We start from the raw sequence: 11,913 nt of genomic DNA, 5'->3' as shown, positions 1-11,913 counted from the left end.
CCCTAGTACTTTGTTTTTTCTAGAATTTCGACTTTCGGATCTTCCGAAATTAACATATTTCCGTTATTCGATACTGAAACTTTATAAGTAGTACGCACCCGTTTCCGGTCTCCTGATCCATCCCGATAAGCATATTCATCAATAAAATTAACAATAACAATATAATGATTTTCGTCAACTGTACTGATAGATTCAACACTCTTTTCGATGTTATTCATGCGCATATTCTTATTGTTCGCGTTTTTGATATACTCTTCCGTACTCTTATAGCCTGAGCCCTTCGGATCATAATAGTCCTGCACATAACTGAAACCATTACCATTGAAGGCACCCTCAAAGGCAGAATAATAGCGATGAATAAATCCGTTCACATCCTGGGTGGTTACGAGCTGAACAGTCGGCATCTTAACTACTTCTTTCTTTGTATTGTTAATAGTTATTTCCTTTATGACAATCCTCTTCTCAGGTAAGACCTTCACTATATAATTTTTGGTCTTTTCATAATTTGTCTTCTCTCCCTTCTCATCTGTAAACATGTACTTTTCAGAAGTAGAGACACTATATTCGTTAACATTAACCTTATTCACCTTATCAATCTGGAAACCAAGTTCTTTAAAGGTGTAGCCCTTTCCGGCAATCGAATTAATATAAATCTGCAGCTCTTTATAAGCAGGGCTACCCTGATCAAAGAAATCAGCAATGTAAACGGAATTCCCCCAATTCAAAACCTGCATATACTCACTTCGAAATTTGCTAAAAAATTCTTTAAGTTCCCTATCTTCAAGTGCAATCTCGGTTTCTGTTTCATTGACAAGCGTGTATGAAAATGCACTAATCATTAAATTATTACCTGCATTGGAATCCATTGTTAACGTGTAATCTGTTTCGAATTCTTTAAGAGACCCTGATTGTATAGCGGTTTCTTTTACCGTTGCCTTAATTTCATCCCCTGACAAATATTCAACATTGGTAATATTAAAGGTTTCCAGTTTTCCCTTGGCAAGGTTATCATAGTATGGTAAAAATCTTTCCCACCCATCATTGCTAAATAAACGGAAATGACTGGATTGTTCATATTTAAGCTGCTGATATACTGACCTTAGAAAACTCTTCACATCTTCCTCAGAGTACTGATTTTCTAATGTCTGCTTTTCTTCTTCAAGACTTGGAGCTGCATCGGCAACATTCTCGGAATAATCACTATCCTTGTAATCTGAAATATTGTTATCACTGTGTTGCGAAGAACTTCTATCGTTTAATTCCGCAATCCCCACTATTACTAATAACAGAAACATAGCCGCTACACTACTCTTCATCCATCGATTTAGTTCGGCACGGACTGTATCAATTTCTATCTGGACATCGTGCTTAAGTTCATCAGGGAGAACTTTAAGCTCATGATGCAACAACTCCGGAGAGATAATTTTCAAAATGTTCAAATTATAGTTTCTTTCCCTTACTTTCGACGATACATCGATCATTTTCCACTGGTGATAAAACTCTTTCGGTGGCAAGTCATGACCCAATTGTGCCAAATTACTAAAGAGATAGTTTACTTCCTCATAAACGAGAAGATTTTCAAGTGTCCGACCTGCGTTTAATAGCGGTACAGCAACGTTCTCTTGGAAATTGTCTAACCCTTTTGAAAATAACTCTATATGAGTAAGATCACTCCTAGAAAATCCATCAAAAGAATTTTTCACTTTTTTGAGCTGTCTATTCCAGCTATCAAGCTCTTTCCGTTCATTTTCTACATGGGATTGAAGGTCACTCTCGACAAAAGTGTTGATACTTTGTTGGATTTCATTTATTCCTATCGTCATCTCCCTAAAAATATCGGTTAACACCTTGCGCTTTTTACCCAAATTTCCCCGTTCATGATGGTAAAATTCCAGCTTCCTCCCATGCCTTCTAAGCTTTTTCTTTTTATTTATCGAGGAGCTAAATTGGACAGTCTTCCAATTTCGATCAAGATTTTCTCTATCCTGGTTCAAATCAATAACTTTATTATTATACTCTTTACGATTTTGAAGGAAGGAGTGATATTTTGGGAGTATCATTTTCTCCCAGATTTGCAGAGGATTACTCTTTAATTCAGCTCCTCTTTGATCCCCCAACTTTTTGTAATACTGCATGAAACTTCGCAAGAATCCATCAAGGCTATCAATTGTATATATCTTTGTATCAAAAAAAACATTCCACTTATCCTGCACAGATTTGGTTAGTTTCTTTTGACTATCCAATCTTTCTTTAGTTAAAAACAGCTCTGGAAACTCCCTTGTTACAAAAAACTCTACATTTCTAGTATTAAGTTTTTTTAATGGTAACGATATTTTTCTCTCTAAATAAAGCTGGTCCATTTGGCGAATTGGCTGCAACAGTCTCGTATAAGTCCGTTCCAGTTTCTTATTGGTCTCTTCTTTAAAGCTCTCCAGAAGCCGTTCTACATCTCCCCAATTACTCCATTCAATTGTCTGAGTATTTTTCTCCAATTTCCCGATTAAAGCATCCTTTGCTGATACGCCAATCAACTTCTGGACTGAAGGCCCTAGCCGTGGTTTATTAAAATCAATCAAGTCCTCTAAGTCGTCCTCTTCCTCATCTAATTCATCAATTCGATTAATGATTCCAAAGGGATAAATTGAATTTTCATTAAACTTTTTCAGCCATTTTATTTCTGTTGCTGTTCCTACATTCATAGCATGGAATAAAAAAATGGCATAATCAGTTCTTCCCAAAAATCGCTCCGTTGCCTTCGTATGAAATTCATTGTTTGCATTCAGTCCCGGAGTATCAATGATTGTAAAAGCCTTAAGAATCTCAAGAGGCATTTGCAACTCAACATGGGAAAGCTGGTGACGGATTACCTTGAACTTCCCATCACGTTCTGCCGTTAGTTGCTCAAACCAAGCATCATCGTACACTTCCGAATTGCCATTAAGATAACGAGCGATGACCTTCCTCTTCTCTCCATAAACCAACTTTGTTACCATTGCCGTTTCCGGAGTAACATCAGAAGACAAAACCTTTTCCCCAAGTAAAGCATTAATAAATGTTGACTTTCCTGCGTTGAACTCGCCTGTAATCATTATCGTGAGTTCATTCTCTATATCCTCTCGTAGCCCGATGATTTGTTCTTTAATGGAAACGTATTTCTGTTCATTTGAACAAAGCTGAATCCAATAATCGAGCCCGATACTCATTTGCTGCTTCCAATCCAATCCTAAGTTCCCCCCTTGTTGCAGTAAGCCTCATAAATTATGTATTTCCTGCAAAATTTCAAATATCTGTTTATCTTAGTATAAAGGAAGACTCAATGCCTAGTGAAGAAATCTTTTTAATTTCATACTAAGAAAAACTCAGTTACTTATAGTGTATAAGTCATCAAATTTTAGAACAATCCTTTCTTTAAACTTATAAGAAACTGAGTAAAGATTAGTCAAAATTCCGGTCAATAATTTTTATTTTTCTACTTTACTGGATTTACAAGAAGAAATATAGACTACCTTCTAAACCCTTGATACAACTAACTTTCTGCTCGATATTACCGAAACGTAAAATATACGCTTCTTATCTTGACAGGGTAGAGGTCATCATTTTAATTTTACAGCCACCTTATTTACAAATAAAAAGAAGAGCATATCCCTCATATGCTCTTCTTCCCATCGCTAACAATACACTTTATCCAACTAATAATGCTTCTCCACTTCACCTAAAATCATTTGTTCCATGCAAAAATAAACTTGGCCTTTATCCATGACTTAATCACCTTTGTATCTAAGTGCTATTCTTTAACATTTAGCACTTCTAAAACTTCTCTAAACAACACCGATCCCCTACCAACAACCAACTCCAAAGGAACTTCCTTAACTCGTCCATCTTTCCCAACCACAACAACCCCATTCCCATAATCAACCCAAATCTGAACATCCTGCACATAATAACTCTTAATAGAAGAAGCCTCATCTAAATTACGATGATCCAGTTCAACCTTAACTTGCTTCGTAAAACGGCGCAGCGTTTTCCAAAGGATTCGTTCTTCTTTTGATTTCATGAAGAGTTCTGGGAGTTCTTGTACTTCTTTTAATAACGACATAGTTGTTATTGTGTATGTTTGAATGCCATACCCTACTGGACGAATGAGGTGATCTAGTTTTTTCCATGGCTCTAGTTCGAAATGTACATGCTCATCGTTTTGTTGCATTTGAATGTGTTTGATTTTGGCTACGCATTGGATACCACCTTTTTCTCCGTGCCATTTTTTCGGTGCATATAATGCTATATACTTTGCTTCTTGCCATCCTGGTTTTAACTGTGTGACTGATAACTGGTATAAGCCTTCTTTTCTATATGCTTCATAGTCGGCTTCAGCTTTCACACTGCCCACTAATACTTTTTCTTCTAGCGAGGAGTGCCATTCTTCTTTTGTACCTCTTGGAAGGATGCCTTCTCTTATAATTTCTTCTGGGCTTTTTTCAATGAGATGATCTAGAAATTGTTCGACCAGTCTTGTTGCGTTTGGTAAGAACGGGAAGCCACCGATATTTACTTTTTCGATACTTTTATAAAATGGATGGTTCTGGTACGCTTCCTCTTGGTTCCACGGGAATAGTACGTACGCTCCGTAAGCTGTTCGTTCAAAAGGACCTTCTTGTTCTACTACTAGTGCGTCTCTGTAACGATGCATTGTGTTAATGTCTTCTTCCACTGGGCCAGGAGCGCCATACTTCCTTTTATAATGAGAGCTTTCAGCAAAATCAATTCGGTATTTCGCATCAAAAATGTATTGGTATTGATAGCTCTTTCCCTTTTTCTCAATAGCGAGCATCGTATCTGGTTTTTGTGTAACTGTTGGCAGTCCACCGTTTCTTTTCTGGAAGTAAAGTTCAATTACCTCGTCTGTTTCTGGATGTTTGAACGTTCTTTTCGCAGTTTTACTTTCATCTAGCGTTACATATAAACCATCCTGTTTAACTTGGATAACATCTTGATGAAGCGGTATATATTTTTTTGATAGAATTTGTCCGAGCTTTAAATATGTCCAGTATTCGTATAATCTAGCAACATCTTTTACCGACATTTTAAAAATTTTTCCTCGTAATGTTAAACCTCGTGATAGCATTAAGAAGATTTGATACGCATCTCGATAGCCTGCTGCCATTTGGATAACGAGTGAAAAGACTGAGCGATCTAATTTTCCGATTCCTCTCCAAAAGGGATCGTTCAATTCATTTTTCATTCGAGACTTCATATTTTTTACACGTTCTAGTAAATCTTCATCCGTTACACCACGTGTATATCTAGATTTTGACTCTAGCGCCTTAAGTAGATCATCTATTTTATGTACGACTCTTTGAATCATCCATTTAACAAATCGATTTTCCAGCGTATCATAAGACACTTCCTTATAAGCTGTAATACCTTTAGTTGGTATACTGTTTTCTCCTTGTAGCAAGTGTGGTCGCTTTCGCAAATAGTTCATTCCGACAGAATCCAGTTTACGAATTTTTTCTCCTCGTACAAGTTGATGTCTAGTCATAAGCGTATGATGCGGTTGCCGTTTAATATGAGAGATCGACCTCATAAATCGCTCAAAGGAATCATTTAAAATACGATAAAATTCACTCTTCGAGGGATTTGTAGCGTAAATTGCAGATGCTCCTAAGTATGTTCTCTTCAGTAAATGAAACGCTAAATTATAAATTTCATCATTTACTTCATCTAATAAGGCTCTGTAATCATCCTTATAATCAAGTTTTGCCGGGAAAACTTCAAATGTAACAGTTAATAAAGTGTCTTGTTCATCTTTAATTTCAAACGTTGTATTTCCTACTTCATTTGGAAATGAAAGGTTCCCCATTAACACATGAAGTGACCCCATTTGAATAGAACTAACTTGCTTTCGAAAACCCGGATGTTCATGATAAAAAGAGAGCTGCCTGTTATTTTTCGGAACAACCACAAGCTGATAACTTCTATTTTCAAAAAAGATTGGTGGATGTTCGTTCCATTCATCTAGCCTCTGCAATCTCGCATCAAATACAGAAACGGATTCCGTCTTCCCATCTACATGAAAATACATCATTTCATCTGCGTTCATAGCTTGATATTCTTTTAAACTCTCATATTTTTCATGATAAGGATTTCCCTTAATCGTCAATGATAGCTCCTCTGTTTCAATCTTAACTAGTTCTATCTCATTATTAGATCCAGAAAGAGGTGAAACCATCATACTCGAACCTCCTTAACATATGAGACAGTTTGTTAACTGAACGAGGATACTTAGCATATGAAGCGTCATTATTGCCACTATCATATTCTTCATTTGCACATAATACATACAACTGCTTTAATACCTCTTCTGTTCTTCCATCGCTCCCTGCAAGACGCGGTAAAATTTTTTGATATATTTGATAATCAAGTGCCTCATCGAATGACAATAACTTCCCTTGCTCGTTGTATGCCATATAAAAACAAATTTCATCTCGTATACGATATCCAACTTGAGCTCCAACTGATTCAAGCATTTTATTTATTTCTATTAAAATAGTTGAGATATTTCTCACAAGATCCTCATTTTCTTTAAAACATTCTTTTAGATGCAGATACTCAGTTTCTAAAGAGCGATTTGAAGCAACTTCAGCTTCCTTCTCTTCTACATCCATTAAGAAATTAAAATAATCTAAGTTAACGGTATTAAACTCAATTGTATTCGCACGATCTAATACTTTCTTACTCAACGGATGTGTCGTTTCATCCATATTGACAGTTCCAATAATGTATACATTTGATGGGATCGTAATGTGCTTATTCGTAATGGATTCTGGAAGAACTGGTGACGTAACAATTTTTCTATCTTTCCATTTACGACTTTCAATTACACTTAAAAAGTCACTAAAGTAGTACTCCACTCGAGCTAAGTTCATCTCATCCAACACTACAAAGTACGGTCTATTTGGATTTGCATCTGCAGCTTCAAGCACCTTAATTAACGGTCTTTCTTGAAACTCGCCTTGAAGATTCACATAGCCAAGCAAATCAGAACTATCACTCCAATCAGGTCTAACCGGAATAAGCGTAAATTGTCCATTCTCTTCCGTAGCCCCTAAACTCTCCGCAAACCACTGAACAATTTTCGTTTTCCCTGTACCTGAAATACCTGACAAAATCACAAACGGCTTCGTCTTTAATGACAGGAAGAAATTAATAAGATCCTTTTTCTCATAAAAGAAACCTTTACTTTGAATATAAGAAGACACGTGATCGATAATGGATTGCTGATCTAAATACACTTCTTTCCTCTCATAAATCATTTCATATTTCGTTCCTTCCTCTTTGTAAGCAATAAATCCCTCATAATAACGAAGCATTTCTTCTAAGTCTTCAACTAACTCTTTCTCGCTTGGCATTTTATTAACATCATACGCAATATAAGCCGCTGTTGAATTTGCATACCCTTTCGCTTTTGAGCTTGTCCCTAGGAAAATCTCATCATCTTTTTTCACCTTTTGGGACATATGTATTTGCTTGCGGATCTCTTCTTTAGTTTTTTGCATATCTTCTTTAGTCGTTTCTGTTACACCTTGTCCAATGGTCAAATACAATCGTTGCATATCTTCACTAAATAAATAAACGATATAATATCCTCTCTGTGTCGATGTTGTAATATCTCTATGCATTAGCGCAATCCACGGAACTGTTGCCCAATTCCCTTTTCCGACTGACCCTATCACACTGTACTGCTTCTCATTTATAAATGGTAAACGAATGATCTCGGTTGCTATATCATTTCGGACTGTTAATCCTAATTTATGTCCTGCAAATTTTTCTGTTTTTGCATCCAAATATTCTTTCATTATCTTTAAAAAGCCTTCACGTAAACTACTACTCATATTACCGCCCTTTTCTTCACTCTTTTTTATGTATTGTTCGGATGGAATCCATTCATCATTAATCAGCCCTACTTGTTCCAGCCAATCCAGTAAGTTATCCGTACGCCTCTTCGCCACTGATTCAACCATCAAATTATCCCCTAATGAATTTCGAACAATCGTCATTCCAAAATCAACTAGAGCTGCTTTCTTTTCATCCTTTGAATACTTCTCTAACAACCCAAGAACAAATAAAGCATGACGGAAATATTCTTGTTTTAAAACTAGCTGTGCAATGTAGTTCTTCTTATCTTCCGATTGAACATATTCTCTTAATAGCAGTTGATTCATTTCATTAGATTCATTCAAAAAGCCCAACAATCTTAAATCTTGGCGTGCATTAGATTTCACTCGATATAAATTTCCATCCGTTTGTTCACGTAACTTGCTTGGAGTATATGTACCATTCATTATCTCTTCTAAAAAGAGCATGACTTTATCATATTTTTCACTTGGTAAGTTATCGGTTTGAAATTCTTTAAATGTAATAGCATTTTCTCCATTAATCTTTGTTACCTCTATGAAAGGTAGTTCCACAAATAGCGATACCAGGAAATTTGATCTTCCACCTGGATAAAGGTCAGGATTATTAATTATTCTATCATTTATAAAATCTTGCCAAACTCGTAGAACCTCTTCAACGGTTACATTAAAATCCAATAATGTTCCTGCTTCTTTTTCTATTCCAAGTTTTCTTTCTACATATATTTCATTATCTTTTATCGTCATAAGCCAATTACTTTTATCACCAATACCATTCATAATTCGCTGTTTTGTTTTAATAAATTCGATCATTATTTTATCTAGCATCTTTATCCCCCGCTACAATTAATTACAATTACTGTTATTTTATCAAACTATCTACAAGTAAAAAACATATGAATACAACGATATCAATTATTCAATGAATCTATCCAAAATAAAAAAGAACCCCTTACCACCCACACTACAGGCACAATAAGAGGTTCCCCCATCTTCAAACAATATTACCCATTCACTTCCGAATAAACTTCATTCATCATATCTTCCATAATGAAGTTCTTGAATTCTTCATTCTCTAAAATCTTCATGAAGAACTTCTCATTACTACCCATACGATCAATAACGAAGTTTATGAATGACTTTTCGAAAGCAAATTTGAAATTGTCTTTTGTGTTGTTTTTTGCTTTTTGTTGAATATCTTCACTGTTTAACATATCTTCTTTTACTTGATCGCGTGAAAGAAAATCGGTTTCTGTAAATTCTGTACCGAAACGATCGTTTAGCTTATCTAGTATAGATGATAAACGAACTTTTTCATCCTCAACTACACCACCTGCACCGTGTGAAGTTGGTTTTAAGTCTACGCCACCAGTTTGTTCTAACTCAATTCCACCTTCAAATACCCTCTGATTACGGTAATACTCTAGTGCAACATCATCAGCCGTGTATACATCTTTATCTTTACTACTACGAGGTAACTTGCGTAATAAGTAATTTAAGTAGATATATAGTTTGTGTAAATCAAGGTCAATGAATGTAGCAATCTGCAAAATGAATGCATACGTGCGGACAAACTTCGTCGCTGCTGCTTTAAAAGCATCCTTTTCTTCCTCTTCCAGAGACTTAAAGCGATCTACTCCTCTATCAATCCAAGAGTTCAGCTCTGTTTGTGCCTTTGTCTGCTTTTTAAATCCGCCTTTAATCTCTAGCTCATTGACAACTTGTACTTCTTTTTCTGTAAAAATTTGATACGGTTCTAATTCCGCTTGCAGATCGTATAAAATGTTTGGATCTGTCACTTCTTCAAGGCCTGTTGTTTCATAATACGGTTGGAAGGAATCCTTTATATCCTCTGTATCATTAACGAAATCAAGCACAAACGTATCTTCTTTTCCTGGACAAGTACGATTTAAACGAGATAATGTTTGAACGGCTTTAATCCCGCTTAACGGTTTATCTACGTACATCGTATGTAGCAACGGTTCGTCAAATCCTGTTTGATACTTTTCAGCTACAAGTAACACTTTATACTCATCTGAATTGAACTTTTCAGGCAATTCCTTTTCACTGAATCCGTTCATATCCTGCTCTGAATATGGAATTTCATCGTCTTTAATAATCCCTGAGAAAGCAACAACCGTTTTTAAATCTTCATAGCCCATTTTATCTATATACTGATCGAAGGCAATTTTATAACGGACCGCATGAAGACGACTCGCCGTTACGACCATCGCTTTTGCACGACCACCAATTTTTTGACGAGTAAAGTTACGATAATGTTCGATAATGATTTCCGTCTTTTGAGCAACGTTATGCGGATGTAATGATACATATTGCGCAAGTTTTTTCGTTGCCTGTTTTTGCGAAACTAACGGATCTTCATCAACTCTCTTCGCTATTTTATAAAACGTTTTATATGTAGTGTAATTACTTAGTACATCTAAAATAAAACCTTCTTCAATAGCCTGTCGCATCGTATATTGATGGAATGCATGTGGCTTTCCATCTGTACCCATCGTTCCAAATTTTTCAATCGTCTTCGGCTTCGGTGTAGCGGTAAAAGCAAAGAATGAAATATTATCTTGCTTTCCACTTTTCATAATCGTTTCAATGATTTGCTCATCTATATTATCTAAATTCTCTTCCGCAACTCGATCTTCTTCATAGGCATCTTCTAACGTTTTATCTGATAAAATATTCGTTAATGCTGTCGAAGCTTTTCCTCCTTGTGAAGAATGTGCCTCGTCAATAATAACCGCATACTTTTTACGGTCAAAATCAGACACCTTTTCCATAATGAACGGAAACTTTTGAAGTGTTGTAATGATAATACGAGTTTCACCAGTGATAGCCTGAGCTAGTTGATTGGAATCCTTATTAATTCGTTCAACCATACCAGCTTTATGCTCTAACTGATATACCGCATCTTGTAATTGCTTATCTAAAACACGGCGGTCAGTAATAACGATAACACTACTAAACACCGCATTGTTTTCTTCATCATGCAGCTTCGCTAAGCGGTGCGATAACCAAGAAATAGAGTTCGTCTTCCCACTCCCCGCACTATGTTGAATGAGATAATTTTGGCCAACTGATTTTTCTTGTACATCTCGCTCAAGCTCACGTACAACATCTAATTGATGAAAACGCGGGAAAATTAACATTTTACGTTCATCAATTAGTTCACCATTTGAGTCTAAAATATCGTCCTTCTTCACAAACACAAAACGGAATAAAATATCTAGCAAACTATCAGGGGCTAATATTTCCTCCCATAAGTAATGCGTACGATAATTATTGTAAACAGTCGGATTTCCTTTCCCACCATTATTGCCTTTATTAAATGGTAAGAAATATGTTTTCTCTTTCTTTAATTCAGTCGCCATAAACACTTCATCTGGATCCACCGCAAAATATACGACAACGCGCTCGTTAAATTTAAACAGTTGCTCTCTTGGGTCTCGATCCATCTTCAACTGATTCATCGCATCCTCAACAGTTTGACCTGTCAATGGATTCTTTAGTTCCATTACAATAAGCGGTAAACCATTTATGAATAACACCATATCCAAACTATTTTTATGCTTATCGCTATAAAACACTTGGCGACTTACAGTAAATCTATTTTTACGATATAAATCGTTCATTAATTGATTCATTGTAGTTGGTGGCTTATTATAAATAAGTTTTAATGTTACACCACGGTCTTTAATCCCGTGGCGTAAACATTCCATTATCCCTTGCTTCTTCAGCTGATCACAAATGCGATTGAGCATTTTCTGCTTATAATCTGCACCATATGATTTCTCTAATGCTCGCAGTTGCTTTGCTTGTGTATCCTCTAAAAATGTAAATAGTTCCTCAACATCAAGCCCATATTGTTTAAATAGTTGGCTTTCCTCTCCCTCAAGAGTTCGCTTCATATATCCATTCTCTATCAATGAATCTTCAATATTCGTCTCAAAACCTTTTTCCGTCGCATCAACCGCCATACCATCAC

At 36.0% G+C, this 11,913-nt stretch carries 4 protein-coding genes; all 4 read right to left on the bottom strand.

The window, feature by feature from the left end; genetic code table 11:
* Nucleotides 1-2: 2 nt before the first annotated feature.
* The gene (locus FS742_RS14595) at nt 3-3,221 is read right to left on the bottom strand and encodes a TcaA NTF2-like domain-containing protein (RefSeq protein ID WP_144613200.1); all 3,219 of its coding nucleotides are present in this window, start codon (nt 3,219-3,221) and stop codon (nt 3-5) included.
* 563 nt (nt 3,222-3,784) lie between these two features.
* On the bottom strand, nt 3,785-6,229 hold the full coding sequence (locus FS742_RS14590) for a restriction endonuclease-like protein (protein ID WP_144613885.1): 2,445 nt from the start codon (nt 6,227-6,229) through the stop codon (nt 3,785-3,787).
* Complete coding sequence (locus tag FS742_RS14585) at nt 6,204-8,693, bottom strand: MrcB family domain-containing protein (RefSeq protein ID WP_395940395.1); 2,490 nt, start codon at nt 8,691-8,693, stop codon at nt 6,204-6,206. The genes FS742_RS14590 and FS742_RS14585 overlap by 26 nt, the downstream gene beginning before the upstream one ends.
* A gap of 224 nt (nt 8,694-8,917) precedes the next feature.
* Complete coding sequence (locus FS742_RS14580) at nt 8,918-11,905, bottom strand: type I restriction endonuclease subunit R (protein ID WP_144613196.1); 2,988 nt, start codon at nt 11,903-11,905, stop codon at nt 8,918-8,920.
* Between the last annotated feature and the right edge of the window lie 8 nt (nt 11,906-11,913).

Origin of the sequence: Bacillus cereus, from assembly GCF_007678085.1 — a bacterium.
GTDB classification, from domain to species: Bacteria; Bacillota; Bacilli; order Bacillales; family Bacillaceae_G; genus Bacillus_A; species Bacillus_A cereus_BE.
The sequence above is the reverse complement of the archived record's forward strand: the minus strand, read 5'-3'. Positions and strand labels throughout refer to the sequence as shown.